General features: G+C 70.5%; 14 protein-coding genes. 3 read left to right on the top strand and 11 right to left on the bottom strand.

Going from position 1 to position 14504, the window contains the following annotated elements:
- Positions 1-48: 48 nt before the first annotated feature.
- From ACZ4Z1_RS34850 to ACZ4Z1_RS34825, 6 genes are all read right to left on the bottom strand, one after another.
- The gene (locus tag ACZ4Z1_RS34850) at positions 49-1110 is read right to left on the bottom strand and encodes a cupin domain-containing protein (protein WP_468490678.1); all 1062 of its coding nucleotides are present in this window, start codon (positions 1108-1110) and stop codon (positions 49-51) included.
- Positions 1107-2612: a pyridoxal phosphate-dependent decarboxylase family protein gene (locus tag ACZ4Z1_RS34845; RefSeq protein WP_468490677.1), complete on the bottom strand. Its 1506-nt coding sequence runs from the start codon at positions 2610-2612 to the stop codon at positions 1107-1109. Before ACZ4Z1_RS34845 ends, ACZ4Z1_RS34850 begins: the two co-directional genes overlap by 4 nt.
- A complete protein-coding gene (locus ACZ4Z1_RS34840) occupies positions 2599-2925 on the bottom strand; it encodes a hypothetical protein (RefSeq protein ID WP_468490676.1) in 327 nt (108 codons plus the stop codon). The genes ACZ4Z1_RS34845 and ACZ4Z1_RS34840 overlap by 14 nt, the downstream gene beginning before the upstream one ends.
- A gap of 17 nt (positions 2926-2942) precedes the next feature.
- Positions 2943-3455 carry a hypothetical protein gene (locus ACZ4Z1_RS34835; protein ID WP_468490675.1) on the bottom strand — a complete coding sequence of 171 codons (513 nt, stop codon included), beginning with the start codon at positions 3453-3455 and terminating at the stop codon, positions 2943-2945.
- Positions 3456-3478: 23 nt separating this feature from the next.
- Complete coding sequence (locus ACZ4Z1_RS34830; protein WP_468490674.1) at positions 3479-3766, bottom strand: hypothetical protein; 288 nt, start codon at positions 3764-3766, stop codon at positions 3479-3481.
- A gap of 105 nt (positions 3767-3871) precedes the next feature.
- Entirely contained in the window at positions 3872-4744 is an 873-nt protein-coding gene (locus ACZ4Z1_RS34825) for a DMT family transporter (protein ID WP_468490673.1), read from the bottom strand.
- Between the two features lie 140 nt (positions 4745-4884).
- Here ACZ4Z1_RS34825 and ACZ4Z1_RS34820 point away from each other — a divergent pair, with 140 nt between their 5' ends.
- A complete protein-coding gene (locus ACZ4Z1_RS34820) occupies positions 4885-5790 on the top strand; it encodes a LysR family transcriptional regulator (RefSeq protein WP_468490672.1) in 906 nt (301 codons plus the stop codon).
- A gap of 67 nt (positions 5791-5857) precedes the next feature.
- On the opposite strand, the gene ACZ4Z1_RS34815 is transcribed toward ACZ4Z1_RS34820, so the two are convergent.
- Positions 5858-7159: an SDR family NAD(P)-dependent oxidoreductase gene (locus ACZ4Z1_RS34815; protein ID WP_468490671.1), complete on the bottom strand. Its 1302-nt coding sequence runs from the start codon at positions 7157-7159 to the stop codon at positions 5858-5860.
- A 141-nt stretch (positions 7160-7300) separates the two neighbouring features.
- Between ACZ4Z1_RS34815 and ACZ4Z1_RS34810 the strand changes: the two genes are divergently transcribed.
- Together ACZ4Z1_RS34810 and ACZ4Z1_RS34805 are read left to right on the top strand one after the other, a co-directional pair.
- On the top strand, positions 7301-7984 hold the full coding sequence (locus tag ACZ4Z1_RS34810) for a hypothetical protein (RefSeq protein ID WP_468490670.1): 684 nt from the start codon (positions 7301-7303) through the stop codon (positions 7982-7984).
- Positions 7985-8163: 179 nt separating this feature from the next.
- Complete coding sequence (locus tag ACZ4Z1_RS34805; RefSeq protein ID WP_468490669.1) at positions 8164-8691, top strand: hypothetical protein; 528 nt, start codon at positions 8164-8166, stop codon at positions 8689-8691.
- A gap of 1075 nt (positions 8692-9766) precedes the next feature.
- On the opposite strand, the gene ACZ4Z1_RS34800 is transcribed toward ACZ4Z1_RS34805, so the two are convergent.
- From ACZ4Z1_RS34800 to ACZ4Z1_RS34785, 4 genes are all read right to left on the bottom strand, one after another.
- On the bottom strand, positions 9767-11401 hold the full coding sequence (locus ACZ4Z1_RS34800) for an FAD-dependent monooxygenase (RefSeq protein ID WP_468490668.1): 1635 nt from the start codon (positions 11399-11401) through the stop codon (positions 9767-9769).
- An 86-nt stretch (positions 11402-11487) separates the two neighbouring features.
- Positions 11488-12327, bottom strand: coding sequence for an SAM-dependent methyltransferase (locus ACZ4Z1_RS34795; protein ID WP_468490667.1), 840 nt, complete (start codon positions 12325-12327; stop codon positions 11488-11490).
- 315 nt (positions 12328-12642) lie between these two features.
- Positions 12643-13260, bottom strand: a complete 618-nt coding sequence (locus ACZ4Z1_RS34790; protein WP_468490666.1) for a dTDP-4-dehydrorhamnose 3,5-epimerase family protein — start codon at positions 13258-13260, stop codon at positions 12643-12645.
- 52 nt (positions 13261-13312) lie between these two features.
- On the bottom strand, positions 13313-14422 hold the full coding sequence (locus tag ACZ4Z1_RS34785) for a DegT/DnrJ/EryC1/StrS family aminotransferase (RefSeq protein ID WP_468490665.1): 1110 nt from the start codon (positions 14420-14422) through the stop codon (positions 13313-13315).
- Positions 14423-14504: the final 82 nt, after the last annotated feature.

The following is a 14504-nucleotide window of genomic DNA, read 5'->3' as shown; positions in this document are numbered from 1 at the left end:
ATCGGGGGCCGGGGCGGGCCCGTCGGCGCCGCCCCGGCCCGGGTGATGTCAGGTGGTGTGCTCCGGTGCGGCTTCTTCGCTGTAGAGGCCGAGGGTCTGCAGGAGCGGGAACTCATTGGTGGAGAAGAGCACCGCGTCCTCGTCGGGGTGCCGATTGGTGTGCGCGTGCCAGGCCCACGAGGGCACGCAGAACGTGTCGCCGGCCGACCATTCGAAGTCGGTGCCGTTGATGGTGGTCGTGCCCTGGCCGCGGGCGGCGATGTAGATGACCGAGCCGGTGTGTCGGTGGGTGCGGGTACGCTCCCCGCCCTGGAAAAGTTGGAGTTTGCACCCGGTGGTCGGGGTGACCGGGCCTCCGGTGGCGGGATTGGTGTACTCCAGGATGACGCCGTCGTAGGGGCTGTGGTGTCCCGCACGGGCCGCCGCGTCCAGCGCTTCTTGGCACTTGTCCCATGGGTAGGTATAGAGAGGGGACGTCTGCTGGCTGCGCCGGGTGTCGGGCAGGAGGATGCCGCCCCAGGTGGCGAGGGTGTCGTTGGCCGGTGTTGAGGGCAGGTGGGTCTTGGCAGGGTGCAGTTCGAAGAAGTTGGCGCCCAGGGTGTTGACGAGTGGGTCGTTGGTGCAGTCCTGCCAGATGACCAGGCCGTCGTCGGCGTCGTTGCCGTGCTCATGCCACAGGCGGCTGGGAGTGACGATGACATCGCCGGGGCTGACCGGGATCCGGTCGCCGTTGACCGCCGTCCACCCGCCGTGGCCTTCGTGGACGAAGCGGATGGCGGATGCGGCGTGCCGGTGACAGGTCATGGCCTCGCCGGGCTTGAGCGCCTGAAGCCCTGAGTAGAGGTGCCCGCAGGCGGCCTCGTACTCCCGGTGCCCGGGATTGAGGTGGGTGAGCACCCGGAGGGCGGCATCGTCCCCCTTGACGAAGCTGGCAGCCTCCAGGACGAAGGGGCGCAGGTTGGCGTAGCGCCACATGCAGGGCCGCGAACGTGGAGCCGGGGTCCAGGGGAGATCGTCGTTGACGGCCTCCCACCGTCCGACGGCGTAGAACGCCGAGAGGCGCTCCGCAAAGGTCTCGGGCTCGGCGGCCCGCACAGCCGTCGTGGTCATCGGGTGCTTCCCTCCTCCGCCGCGGCTGCGGTGGTCAGCTCCTGCCACAGCCCGTCAATGTCCTCTGCTCCCGTGTGGATGTTGCCGATCGAGACGCGGATGACGTATCCGGCCGGGGTGACGGTGTGGGAGACGAAGGAGCGCCGGCCGGCGTTGACGCGGTGGTGGATGCGGCGGTTCAGTTCGTCGGTCTCCTGGGGGGCCAGGCCGTCCGGGACGTAGCGCAGGCATACCAGGGGGAAGGGGGTGTCGGGGTTGGTGACCTCCCAGCCGGGGGCATTCGCGGCCGTCTTGCGCAGTTGGTCTGCCAGGTCGGCGGCGGCCGAGAGCCGTTGGGCGATGCCCTGGCTCCCGAAGGACTTGATGATCCACCACAGTTTCAGGGCCCGGAACTGGCGGCCCAGCTGCAGCGAGTAGTTCATGAAGTCGACGCTGCCGTCCTCATGGCGGGTTGTGAGGTATTCCGGCACCAGCCGGAAGGTGTTGGTCAGCGCGTCGGGATGGCGGCACAGCAGGGCGCTGGCTTCCATGGGGCACAGCAGGACCTTGTGCGGGTTGGCCACCAGCGAATCGGCGGGCGACAGGTCCGGCAGATGGGGGCGTACCCGGTCGGCCAGGCGCCAGAACCCGCCGTAGGCGGCGTCCACGTGCAGCCACACCCCGTGCTGGGAGCACACCTCGGCGATCGCAGCGATCGGGTCGATGGCGCCCGTAGAGGTGCTGCCGACGTTGGCGACCACGGTCAGGGGCCGGTGGCCGGCACGCAGGTCGCTGCGGATGCGGGCGTCCAGGGCCGCGGGGGAGAGGGTGCCGTCGGTCGCGCTTGCGATGTGTACGACGTTGTCCAGGCCCAGGCCGAGGGTGATGGCCGCCTTGTCGACGCTGCTGTGCGACTGATCGGATGTGTAGATGCGCAGGACCGGTGCCCCGGCCAGGCCGCTGCGGCGGATGTCGAGGCCGTCAAGGTGCTCGCGGGCCGCGGCCAGGGCGTACAGCGTCGCAAGCGACGCGCCGTCCACGAGAACGGCGTCGCCGCCGGCCGGGTAGGCGAGCATGTCCGCGAGCCAGCCCAAAACGGTGGTCTCCACCGCCGCGGCCGCGGGGGCGGCGTCCCACAGCATCACGTTGACGTTCAGCGCTGCGGTGGCCATCTCGGCGAGGATGGCGGGCCCGCTGGAGCTGTTGGAGAAGTAGGCGTGGAAGCGGGGGTGGTTCCACAGCGTCAGGTTGGGCCGCAGGTCGCGCCAGGTCTGCGCGAGGATGTCGGCGAAGTCTTCCGGTTCAGTGGGCAGCGGCTGGTCGAACAGGGCGTGTATCTCCTGCGCCGAGCGGCCGGTGGTGACCGGCAGCGAACGCAGTGCCTCGAAGTGGTCGCGCAGTTGGGACAGCAGCAGACGGCCGTTGTCCTCCAGCTCCTGCGGAGACCAGTCACCCACCGCATCGGCCGGGAGCGCCGCGCCGGCTGCCTCCTGGACAAAGCCGGTGCGATCAGTGGTGGTCATGCTCGACCTCCACGGGGAGCTCGGCGGCGTAGCGGATCGTGCGCGGCTGGGTGCAGTACTGCGCTATGAGCGGCTGGACGATCGGCTCTTCGGTCTTCAGCAGGTCGGCATGGTCCTCCGCGCTGCGCCACGGGTAGACCCAAGTGACGACGTTGGGCTTCTTCTCGTCCTGCAGGAAGGTGGCGTGCCCGCTCCACCCCGGGTGGCCGTGAGCGTTCTCCCCGATCGCGTCGTCGATGATCTGCATGGTCCGGGTCGCCTGCCGCGCGGCCTCGTCGGTCAGGTACCAGGTCTCAACGATGGTGAAGGACATGCCAGTCTCCTCGTCACTCACTTCTCGGATGCGGCGAAGTACTCCTGGAGCAGGGACTTGCCGCCGGGAACGAACTTTTCGCAGATGAGCTTGTGGTTGGCGCGGTTGCGTGACTGCTCCTGCCACAGGAGCTGGGCGGCCTCTTGTACGTCTGCGGGGGCCGATCCGGTGCGGGCGGCCTTCTTCAGCGGGCTGCGGACGTCCTTGAGCAGGCGGAGCATGCGTTCGTGGTCGGTGTTGAACTTGCCGGAGAACCCGGGGCTGACCCAGGGCGGCTCCATCGCCGGCCGCAGCAGGTCCGAGTACGCAGCCTGCGGGAAGTCCGAGGCGTAGCGCATGGACGCCGTCGACGCCCGGTACAGCCGGGTCAGCACGTCCAGCAGCCGCCGGCAGGCGGGCCAGTCCTCCTCGTCCAGGGCCGTGCGCAAGGCGACGAGATGGGTGTTCATCACTGTCAGGTGCAGATGGAAGACGTGGTGTCCCAGCTTCCAGCGGCGCACCGCTGTTTCCTGCTCCGGGGTGAGTGCCATAGGTCGCTCCTGGTGGTGCGTGGTCACTGATCGGTCGTCAGGCTCACGGCGTGCTGCAACAGCAGCGTGATGCCGTCGAGGAGATCGGCACGGTCGGCTTCGTCGAGGCTGGTGCTGCTCAGGTCGTCGGTGACCTTGCGGGTCACGGACAGGGTCTGCGCCACCCACGTGGTGGTGGAGACCTCGTCGTGCCGGATCCGGAAGAACGAGTCGTACTCGTCCGGGCCGCTGACGTCACCGGGTGCCTGTCCGTCCCGCGGGATGCTGACAGGGGCGATGAGGCCGTAGTCGTCGGCCGAGGGCTGATCCATGCGATTCCCTTCTGCAGAGGGGGAGCCAAAGCCGCGCCTGCCGTGCGGCAGCGCTAGGGCACAGAGGGGTTTGGCGTTGTGTTGCGTACCACCTGCCGCCGCAGCTCAGGTCGTGGTGGTACGGGGGGCGCGGTTGCTGGCCCACACCGCGCCGATGACCAGAGCGCAGCCGCACAACTGGGCATAGGTGGGGGTCTCGTGAAGGATGAGCAGGGCGAAACCGATCGCCATGACAGGCTGAAGCAGCAGCAGAGCGGCTGTGGTGTTCGCCGACAGGTGCGGGCCGCCCTTGCTGATCAGCAGCCATGCCGCCACCTGGCCGAGGAGCGCGAGGGCAGTGATCCACCCCCACGAGGCGGCCGGGATGGACAGCGGCAGACCGGTGGTGAGCACGCTGATCAGGCCCGAGGCAATGGCCGCCGAGGCGGTGGACAGGCACACAGGGCTGACCAGGTGCCGGCTCGAGCGCTGGCCGGACAGCCGGCTGAGGTACAGATACACGGCGTAGGCGACTCCAGCGCCGATGCCCAAGAGCGCGCCCCGCACGGGATGACTGGCCTGCTGGCTGGAGTTGAGTACGCCGCCCGCCAAGGCGATGCCGGCGAGCATCAGGGGGCAGGCCCACAGGAAGCGGCGCGGGATCTTCGTGCCGTCGAACAGGCGGCCCAGCAGGGGAAAGACGATGACTTGCACGTTGATGAGCACGGTGGAGATGGCCGCGCCGATGTCCAGGATGCTGATGGTCCACATCACATAGTCGGCCCCCAGGAAGACTCCCGCGATGACCGCGTACCGGCGCAACGGGCGCGGCAGCGCCCCCTGGCGCCGGGTCTCGTGCACCAGCAAGGGGACGAGAGGGACCAGAGCGATCGCGCAGCGCAAGAAGGCCGCCGTGCCGGCGTTGACGTGGGCGAGCTTGACGAAGACCGCGGAGGCCGACAGGCAGGCGGCACCACCGATGATGAACAGACCGGCCACCGTTCGGGGCTCCGGCTCGGCTCGAAAGGCGGCAGACGAAGGACGGGTTTCGGGCGCAACATCCACAACCAGCACCCTGCCACCCAAGATCCCACAGCACTATTTACTGTTTGTTCGCTGCATTGCATAGTCTCGCTCAGGTGTTGTCATGGGAGAGATTACGAGTGTTCGCGGCCGTGGCCGAGCACGGGTCGATACGCGCCGCTGCCGAGAAGCTGCATGTGACCGGTCCTGCGATCTCGCAGCACATCCGCCGCCTCGAACGGGAAGCCGGCTGCAAGCTCCTAGAACCGTCCGGGCGCGGCATCCGCCTCACCCACGCCGGGCGGGTGCTGGCCTCCTCCGCGCAGAAAATGTCCGTCGTGGCCGCCCACGCCACCATGGACCTCGCCGCCGTCAGCGGCCTGATCGCCGGCCCTCTGCGCATCGGGGCCGTCGCCTCCGCCTTACGCTCCTTGATCCCGTCCAGCCTGGTGGCCCTGACCAACCGTCACCCGCGGCTGGAGCCGGAAGTGCGCGACGGCGAGGCGGCGCACATGCTGCCCGAACTGCACACCGGAAAGCTCGACGCCGTGGTCATGGAAAGCTGGACACACGCACCGACCCGCATCCCGCCCGCAACCCACACCCACACCCTGGTCCACGAGCAAGCGCTGCTGGCCGTACACCCGCGCCATCCGCTCGCCCACCTCCAGGAGGTGCCCCTGAGCAGCCTGCACGACCTGACCTGGGCCAGCTGCCCGCCGGGCAGCGACGCCCACCAAGCCCTCGAACAACTGCTGCGCCGGCATACCGTCTCCGACGCGGAGGTCCGCTACTGCGTGGCCGACTACGCCACCCAGCTCGAACTGGTCGCCGCCGGACTCACCACCGCACTGATCCCGCGGATGGCCGCACCCGTCGGAGACCGCCGGGTCCGTCTCATCCCGTGCCGCCCGGCGGTGACACGCACCATTGCCGTGGCCACCGCGCAGACCAACACCACCCCGGCCGTCCACGCCTTCGTCGCCGAGATGACCCGCACCGCCCACACCGAAATCCGGTGACGAGCCACAGACCCTGCCCTCCCCGTGGCCGGCCCCCGGTCCTCACCGGCGCACCTGCCGGGCCCGGTCACGGCACGAGGGCGATGCCGCCGTCCACTCGCAGATCGATCCCATTGATGTACCCAGCCAGCGGACTCGCAAGAAACGCCACGGCGGCCGCGATGTCCTCGCCCGTGCCCAGGCGGCCCACCGGATTCGGTGCGTATTCCTTGGCCACCTCCGGCTCCAGGTCCTCCCACTCGGTGGACCGGCCCCGCTGCGCGGCCTCCTGCCGAAACATTTCGCGCATGCCATCCGTCGCGACCACACCCGGGCTTACGGCATTGGCTGTGACCCCCGTGCCAGCCAGATGCCGGGCTAACGAGGTGGTCATGTTCACCACCGCCGCCTTGGCCGCCGAATACTCCACCATGTTGGGCAACGGCGTCGTCGCAGCCCGGCTGCCCACGTTGATGACACGCCCCCAACCGCACTCACGCATGTGAGGCAGCAGCGCACGGATCATCCGCACACCAGGAAGGACGTTGCCGTTGACCGCGTCCCACCAGGCCGAAGGCTCAGCCGTCTCCCAGTCATTCTCGACGAACGGGCCGGCGTTGTTGACCACCACATCCGCCCGCCACTCCCGCGCAGCCTCCGCCACCGCGGCAGCAGACGTCTCCTCCGTCAAGTCCCCCAGTACTACGTCCGCTACTCCGCCCCGGCTTCGCAACTCCTGGGCTAAGCCCTCGGCACGCTCCCGGTCACGGCCGTGAACCAAGACGACACACCCCTCCTCCGCCAACTGGCGGGCGATGGCCGCGCCGATGCCCTTACTGCTCGCGGTGACCACCGCACGTCGTCCAACAAGGTCAAGGTCCATATCCGGCAGGCTAAGTGGGCACCAGCCTTCCAGCAACCACCGGCCGCCCGACAGCACCCGCGCGGCACGGGTGGTGACCCAGGCGACCGCGCAGGCACGCCGACCAGGAACGAACGGTCCCGCCTGCGGCAGATCGCGCCGCAGCTGACCCGCGCCGCCCGTGTGGTGGCCGGCGATGCCCGCCGCGCCGCCGAGCAGCTGCCCGGCGACCACCAGGCCCTCGCGCTCGCCGACATCGTGCTCGCGGAAGCCGACCGCCGCCTGTCCGTACTGGTCAAGCACACTGTGCGCTGCGCCCAGGGCCGAGCCCGCCCGGTCCGCGCCCTGTACGAGCGCCTGGACCGTCTCACCGACGTCGCGCCCGCCAGGGACCTGTGAACCGCCGCGCATCCGGATGTGACCACGGATCCCCGGGTGTGCGGCACCGTACGGCACCACGGTCGGCCCGCCGGGCCGGGTGGGCACTACCCCGACCTCGATATATCTGCGGCTGATCGTGAAGCGCACGCGGCCATGCCCAAGCAACGATCTGAGGGCGCCCGGACCCGGCAGAGTGGGATACGGGCATTGGAGGAATTCGGAGCCGAGCGTTGCGAATGGCGCGTACGGTGACTGGATCACTGTCAGCCAACTGCCGAAGGACCCTACGTGGCTTCTACCGTCGCAACGTCCTCCCTCCAGCAGGCCATCTCCGATCTTGAACGGCAGTTGCCGGAACTGACCGCACGTGCGGAGACCTTGCGCACCGAGCTCCGCGAGGCCGAGCAGCACCTGGTATCGGCCCGGCAGGCACTCCAGCACTTGCGTGTCCTGACCGGAGCCGCCCCGTCCGATTCCGTCACGGCACCGGCACACGAGGCGCAGCCGGAGCCGGCCGGCGAAGCGCTCGGGGAAGAAGCACAGGCAGAGCCCGGGGCGCTGGAGCCGGCTGCGGAAGCCGTCGCCATGGTGCCCAAGCCGCGCACATCCGCCAAACCCGGCGCAAAGACCCGCCGGGCTGCTCCGGGGACCAGGAAGCCGGCGACGACCCGCGCCAAGGCAACGGCGAAGAAGCCAGCGAAGTCCCCGGCGCCGGCCCGAAAGAAGACGCCGGCCGGTATGCGCGCGACGGCCCCGGCGGCTGCCCCGCCTACGAAGATGACCTCGCCGCTCCTGAACGCGGCCATCACCATCCTGAAGGACCATGACACCGCGATGCGTCCGGCCGACATCAACACCGCGCTGGGCCGGGAGGACACCGCAGGCCAGCGCGAATCGCTGCGCAATACCCTGGAACGCGCCGTCAAGGCAGGGCTGCTGAAGCGCCCCGGACGCGGCCAGTACACCGTCTGAGCAGCCAGCGGCGCCCCGGCTTCTGCCGGCTCTCGGGGCCACAACGGGCCTGCACCTGCAGGTATCTCGGGCGGTGTTCGGTGGACATCACGACTTCGCAGGAAGGGCTGATACGGCTGGGCAGACGATCTGCGAGGGCCTCGGCACCCGGCCAGATCAGATACACCGCCGATTTCGCCGTGCCTCACCGGTGGTGGATCGCCGCCACCGGCGGCAAGCCGCCGCGGGAATCGAGCCGGTACGAGCGGGCCCGGGTCGCCAGCCTCGTCCTGCAGAACGCGATCCGCGCCGCCCGCACCGCACCTGCCGCGCCGGACGGAGCTCCGCCCGCGACCGCATCGGCCACCGCGCGTACCGGCGACCACGATCACGACCAGGCGGCGGCCGCGCCGCATGCCGTCGACCACCCGGGCCGGGACGCCGCGCTCACTCCGGCGCAGCGGGCTGCCGCTGTGCACATCCATCAGCAGGCCACGATGCCCGAGGAGTATCTGGAGGGCCGTACGACCGATCCGGCGACGTGGCTGTACGCACCGGCGAACCTCGCTCGGCTGGCCGCCTTCACCGAGGCCGCCGAAGCCCGCGCCCGCACCATCGCCGACGGGCCACAGCCGAAGCAGCCGGCCGCAGACGCGGCCGACCCTGCCAGCCAGCAGCAGCACACGACGCGGCCCGATCAGGACAGGGGAGCGGGCCGCGACCACTGACGGAGACGTCAACCAACCAGCGCATGGCCGATTGGCGACTTCACCCGCGAGCTCCAGCGGACCGGACTGAGAATCGGGGCGTCGGCACCTGGCGCGGGAGGGCCCTTGACCGACCTGCACGAACCGCTGGAACCGCTCGACGACTACCCGGACGAACTGCCCACGCCATGCCAGGGAGGTGACGTCAACCTGGTGAGCCTGCTCAGCATGGCTGCCGACCTCGCGAAGGTGTCGGCGCTGCAGGTCCGGGCCGCGGTCGGCATGATCGGCGTCCGCCGTCTGCGCGCCCGCGTCGACTCACTGGCCCACCACGACGATGCGCGCGGCCGCGTCGACCAAGCGTACGAGCTGCTGCAGCACACAGTGGCCTCGGCGAGAGTGCGCAGCGCGCTGTACGCACTGGCCGCGGATGCGACCACCACGGTGGCCTGGGCGGCGGTCGACACCCGCAGCTCCGCACGGGCCACCGCTTACCTACACCGGGCGCTTGCCCTGGCCGGGATGGCACACGATGCGGACGCTGAACTGCGCGCCTGGCACAACATCAGCATGCTCGCCGCCCAGCAGGACCGGCACACCGACGCCCTCGCGGCCGCCGGAGCTGCCCGCACTTCCCGCGCCGCTGCTTGCGACCCGCTCTACGCCTCCCTTGCCCACGCCCGCACCGCCTCCTGTCACGCACGCACCGGCAACCGGCAAGCCGCTACGCCGAGCGGGCCTTCACCCGCGCCGATGCCACCGCCTGGCGCCCGGGCTGGCTGCGGTTCTACGACGCGGCCGAACTCCACGACCTGGCCGCCGACTTCCCCAGGGGCTCGGGTAGTACGCCCTCGCCGAATACCGTGCCCACCACGCCCTGGCACAGCTGCACTCCGACCTGGTACGCAACCGCATCACCCCGAAGGGGTCGGCCGAGAACCCTTCCTCCGGTGCCGCTGGGCCAGACACTGTCGTGCTGCTGCCGGGGCGGTGCTCATACGACTTGCTTTTCGGATTCAGGCCTCCCGGCTGTGCGGCGGCAGGCTATTCGCTCCGGCGTGGTCCGCCGCGTTTCCTGCTCGTCCGTCGTGCCCGTTCACCGGTGCCCGTGCGCGGCCCCGGCGCCTCGCACCGTATCGACGAGGAATCCCGGGTTCCGGGGCAGCTCGTCACCGCGCCATGCCACACAGCCGTCCGGGCGGACCAGCACGAAGGGCCGCTCGTAGAGCTTGGCGATCTCCCCGTCGCCCGCGGTCCGCACGGTCAGCGGTACGCCCCGCTCGGCGAACGCGCGCTCGATCCCCTCCACCCCGGGGTGCTCGGCGAAGCACAGCAGGACGAATCCGCGCCCGAACAGGTCGAGGGTGGAAGTGCCCGCGTCCCACCACGCGTGCGCGGCGCGGTAGCCCGGCTCGCTGCCCGGGCGCCAGCCGGCGTCCGGCTTGCCGTGACGCACCGGTACGTCGGGGTCCTCGACGATGACGGGGGAGCGGTAACGCAGCCCGAAGTGGATCTCGGGGGCGTCGAACTCCCGCTCCACGCCGCTGCTCGCCAGCCGATGCGCCATCTCCGCACGGGCCCGCTCGCCCTCGGGCCCGTCCAGGTGGATCTCGGGCGGCAGCCGCCTGCGCAGGGTGCGCTCCAGGTTGAGGTTGGCCTCCTCCAGGCTCTGCACGGCGATCGGCCTGCGCTCGGTCTCGTACGTGTCGAGCAACTGCTGCCCGGACCAGCCGTTCAGCGTGGCGGCGAGTTTCCAGCCCAGGTCGGCGGCGTCGCCGATGCCGGTGTTGAGCCCGAAGCCGCCGGAGGGCGAGAGGGTGTGCGCGGCGTCGCCGGCGAGGAAGACGCGTCCGGCCCGGTACCGGTCGGCGACGCGGTGGGTGAGGTGCCACTCACCGTCGCTCATCAGCTCCACCGGGGTGTCGACGGCGAGGGCGTCGCCGATCAGCGACAGCGCGTCGACACGGCCGGCGGCGCCGTCGTCCACGCCCACGACCAGGTTGTACAGGTCGCTGCCGTTCAGCGAGCGCAGGGGGAAGCGCAGCGAGGACGAGAGCATGAGGAAGTGGACGAGCGCGGCGCGGTCGCCGAGCCGCTCCCTAAGCCCGGGCGCGCGGAAGAGGATGTTGCGGAAGATCTGTGTACGGTGGCGGGCCGGCGCGTCGATGCCGCAGGACTGCCGGATGGGGGAGGCGGCGCCGTCGCAGGCGACCAGGAACCGCGCCCGTATGGTGCCGGTCGTGCCGGTGGCGTGGTCGGTGAGGGTGGCGTCGACGTGGTCGTCGGTGCGCAGCACGCGGTCGACGGTGGTACGGAGCCGCAGCGGACCGTCCGGGTGGACGCCCACGGCCCGCGTCAGCACCGGGTTGAGCCAGTGCGCCGGGCAGATCTGGTCGGGCTCGGGGGTGTGCGCGAAAGCCGGGCGGTTCCCGGCGGCGCCCCGGCGGTACCGGTAGATCTCGTGACCGCCGACCCGGGTGACCCAGGCGATGTCCAGGGGGTGATCGGCCGGCCACCCGGCGCCGCGGACGGCGTCCGCGACGCCCCAGCGGCGGAACAGCTCCATCGAACGCGGACCGATCGTGCTGACCTTGGGATGCCGGACCTCTCCGTCACCGGCGTCCGCGAGCACGCAGTCGATCCCGCGGTACCTCAGGTCCAGGGCCAGCGCCATCCCGACCGGGCCGCCGCCCACGATCAGCACGTCGGTCCGCTCACCGGAATGCGTCATGTCGTCCTTGCCTCTCTTCGTGGGTTCGTCCCGGCCGTCGGTGGAACCGGGAGGGCGCGCCGGGCACCCTCCCGGGACTGTCATTGCTACGGGCGTTCCGCGGTGGCCAGCAGACAGCCGAAGTCGTCGACGCCCGCCAGGTCGGACGGCCGGAAGGCGTCGTCGGTGAAGAAGTTGCTCTCGTCGAGGGCTTCGGGGCGGTCCTCGACGGCCGGCAGCTTCGCGATCTCCTCGGCGAGGCGCAGCGTGGTCTGCTCGGTGACGTCGAGGATCTCGCGCAGCCGCAGGCCGGAACGGTGGAGCAGGGCGACGTAGTCGTCGATGTCCGCCGTGGTCGACATCAGGCCGCTGCAGAACTTGTCGATGCCCGGGTGCCGCACCTCCTTGCGCGGGAAGCGTTCGAACACGTCGGTCAGGACGAGCCGGCCGCCGGGTCGCAGGACCCGGCACACCTCGGTGAGCACCTGCTGCCGGTCCGGCATGTGGCAGAGCGACTCCAGGGCCATCACGGCGTCGAACGTCCCGTCGGGGAAGTCCAGCTTCATCGCGTCGGCGTGCCGGAACACGGCCCGGTCGGCGACCCCGGCCTCGGCCGCCAGCCGGTTGGCGGCCTTGATCTGCTCCTCGCTGATGCTGATGCCGGTGACCCGCGCGCCGGTGTGCGCCACGACCCGCAGGCCGGGGCCTCCCACGCCGCAGCCCAGGTCGAGGACATGGGACGAGCCGTCCACCTTCAGCCGTTCGATGAACACGTCGGTGAGCCGGTCCATCGCCGCCTCGATCGAGGCCTCGGAGTCCGGCGTGTCCCAGTAGCCGATGTGGACGTTGGTGTTGAAGGTGCCGTCGTTCATGGCGTTCAGCGTCAGCCGGTCGTAGAGCTTGCCGACGGCTCCCGGTACGGGCAGCGTCTGGGCGGAGTCGGTCATGGCAACGGCCTTTCGGTTCGACGGGTGCGGAGCGTGGTGCGGGGGACTGGTGCGGGCAGGGTGTGCGGTGGGCCGGTGGGAGGTGGGCCCCCTCGCGGCCGGTGCGGTGTGGGTGGTGGGCCCGGCCCGGTCGCCGTAGCCCTCAGCATCGGGCCGCGCGGGCCGCGGAGCAGCGGTGCGGACGAAAACCCGCTCGTTCACGTGGGAGCGCGCCGCCGGTTCGGTCCGGCCGGGTGGGCGGAACACCGTTCAGCCCATGCGCGCCCGGGCAGGCCGGGGGTAAGGATCTCTCGGAACGCCGGGCGGGCCGGGCCGTCAGGCGTCCGCGGCCTTCGGTGACCAGCCTTTCTCGATCTCCTGGCACCGGCCGTAGTCCGGCAGCAGGCCCTGTTCCCGGGCCTCGGCGAGCGTGATCGCCGCGCCGTCCCGCTCGGACAGGATCGGCTCGGTGTCCCGGGAGACGGGCAGCCCGAGCGCCGGGTCCAGGACGGACAGGGCGAGTTCGTTCTCCGGTACGTAGCTCCCGGAGAGCATGTATGACATGACGGTGTCGTCCTCCAGCGCCACGAACGCGTGGCCCACCCCCACCGGGAAGTAGGTGGTCCGGTGGTCCTGCTGGTCCATCAGCACCGAGTCCCACCGGCCGTACGTGGGCGAGCCGACCCGGATGTCGACCACGATGTCAAGGGCCGCGCCGCGCGCGCAGTAGACGTACTTCGCGGTGCCGGGTGGTGTCACGGTGTAGTGAATGCCGCGCACCACGCCGCGCCGGGAGACGCTGTGGTTGGTCTGCGCGACGCGGAAGAGCGGACCGCCGCGCGCCTCGGCGAACGCCTCCTCCTGAAATGGCGAGAAGAACAGGCCCCGTTCGTCGGGAAAGACGCGGGGGGTGAACTCCAGTGCTCCCTCGACGGTGAGTTCGCGTGCTTTCATGTCTGCTCCCGTGGCTGGGTGAACGGCTCGGCGGACTGGCGGTCGGCGGGTCTCACAGCGTCGCCAGCACCTCGCGCACGGCGTGGATGACCTTGTCCTGGAGGTCGCGCGGCAGCGAGGGGTACATCGGCAGTGAGAAGATCTCGCCGGCCAGCGCCTCGGTGACGGGCAGGGACCCCGTGGCGTATCCGAGGTGGGCGAACCCGGTCATGGTGTGCACCGGCCACGGATAGCTGATGTTGAGGTGGATGTCGTACACCTTGAGGCGCTCGATGATGTCGTCACGCTGGGGGTGGCGCACCACGTACACGTAGTACACGTGCTCGTTTCCGGGGACGGTGCGCGGGAGCACGAGACCGGTGTCGGCGAGACCGTCGGCGTAGCGCTGCGCGACGGCTCGGCGGCCGGCGATGTAGGTGTCGAGCCGCTTGAGTTTGCGCCGCAGGATCTCGGCCTGCACCTCGTCCAGGCGGCTGTTGTGGGCGGGCGTCTCCAGGGTGTAGTAGCGGTCCTCCATGCCGTAGTACCGCAGCCGCCGCAGCCGTTCCGCCACGGTCGCGTCCGAGGTGAGGGTCGCGCCGCCGTCGCCGTACGCGCCGAGGACCTTGGTCGGGTAGAAGGAGAAGGCGGCCGCGTCGCCGGTCGTGCCGGCCGGCGTGCCGCCCTGCCGGGCGCCGTGGGCCTGGGCGCAGTCCTCCAGGATGGCCAGCCCGTGCCGGGCGGCCAGCTCCTTCAAGGGGGCCATGTCCACGCACTGCCCGTACAGGTGCACCGGGAGCAGGCACCGCGTGCGTTCGGTGATGGCCGCTGCCACCTGGCCGGTGTCCATGAGGAAGTCGTCCTCGCGCACGTCGACGAAGACGGGGGTGGCGTCCGTGCCGTCGATGGCGACCACGGTCGGCGCCGCGGTGTTCGACACCGTGATCACCTCGTCGCCCGGGCCGACGCCCAGCGCCTGCAGCCCGAGCTTGATCGCGTTCGTCCCGTTGTCGACACCGACGCAGTGGGCCGCCCCGTGATAGGCGGCGAATTCCGCCTCGAAGCCGCGCACGCTCGCGCCCAGCACGAGCTGCCCCGAGCCGAAGACCGTCGTTACGGCGTCGAGGATGTCCGGACGCTCGTCCTCGTATTCCGCCAGGTAATCCCAAACACGCGTGGTCATGTGCCAGCCTTTCCAGGACTGCGGCGGACGGCCGTGCTGCGGCCGGACGCCTGCGGTGGGTGTCGTCCATCTGAAGTGTGTG

This window comes from Streptomyces sp. NPDC030165 (assembly GCF_055573595.1).
The sequence above is the reverse complement of the archived record's forward strand: the minus strand, read 5'-3'. Positions and strand labels throughout refer to the sequence as shown.